Annotated in this window: 1 protein-coding gene; it reads right to left on the bottom strand. The window is 71.9% G+C overall.

Annotation, left to right across the window (positions count from 1 at the left end):
- The coding region (locus tag N5079_RS35010; RefSeq protein ID WP_261588520.1) for a condensation domain-containing protein at window positions 1–1,110 on the bottom strand (1,110 nt) is incomplete at both ends.

Genomic DNA, 1,110 nt, shown 5'->3' with positions numbered 1-1,110 from the left:
CAACACCGGCAGACCCGCCGCCTCACCCCGCACCCCGGCGCCGTACAACACGCCGAGCTCCTCCGCCAGCACCCCCATCGACCACCCATCGGTCACGATGTGATGCAAGGTCAGCGTGAGCACGTGGTCCTCGTCGGACATCCGTACCAACCGGGCTCGGAGCAGCGGGCCGTACCGGAGATCGAACCCGTGCTGGGCCTCCTGGTCGAGCACCTGCATGAGCTCGGCTTCCCGATCCCGTTCCGGCCGTCCGTTCTTAGCCGCGCTGCCCGAGAGGTCGAGCACGGGCAGCGCCACCTCGTACGGCGGGTGCACCACCTGCACACCCCGGCCCTCCACCTCCTCGAACGTCGTGCGCAACGACTCATGCCGGGCCACCAGCCCGCTCAACGCCGACCGCAGCGCCGGCACGTCGAGTGAGCCCCGCAGCCGGAGGGCCATGGGGGTGAGGTATTCCGTGCTGTCGGGCTCGAACTCGTGCAGGAACCACAGCCGCTGCTGCGCGAACGACAACGGCAGCGGCCGGTCCCGTGGCACGACCGGGATGGCCGAGCGCATCTCGACGCCGCCGAGGCGCACGTCGGCGCCGATCTCGGCCGCCAGGCCCGCCACCGTGGGCGTGGTGAACAGCACCCGCGGGGACAACTGAACGCCAAGCGCCGCCCGCACCCGGGACACCACCTGGATGCTCAGGATCGAGTCGCCGCCCAGCTCGAAGAAGTTGTCCTCGACGCCGACCCGGTCAACCCCGAGCGCCTGCGACCAGATGCCCGCCAGGACGCGCTCGACGTCCGTGCGCGGAGCCACGTACTCCGAACGAGCCCCCGCCGCGAAGTCCGGCGCGGGCAGCGCCTTGCGGTTCAGCTTGCCGCTGGAAGTCGTCGGCAGCCGGTCGAGGACCACGAACGCGGCCGGCACCAGGTAGTCGGGCAGGTGCCGCCGCAACGCCTCGCGCAGCGCGGTAGTGTCGGGCGCCGCGCCGCCGGCCGGCACGAGGTAGGCCACGAGCCGGTTGTGCCCGTTCTCGCTCTGCCTGGCCACGACGGCCGCCTCGGCCACATCGGGCAGCCGTACGAGGGCCGCCTCGACTTCACCGGGCTCGATCCTCAG

Origin of the sequence: Planotetraspora sp. A-T 1434 (assembly GCF_025420585.1) — a bacterium.
Classification (GTDB): Bacteria; Actinomycetota; Actinomycetes; order Streptosporangiales; family Streptosporangiaceae; genus JAOEGB01.
Note: the sequence above shows the minus strand (reverse complement) of the source record. Positions and strands in the feature narration are given on the sequence as shown.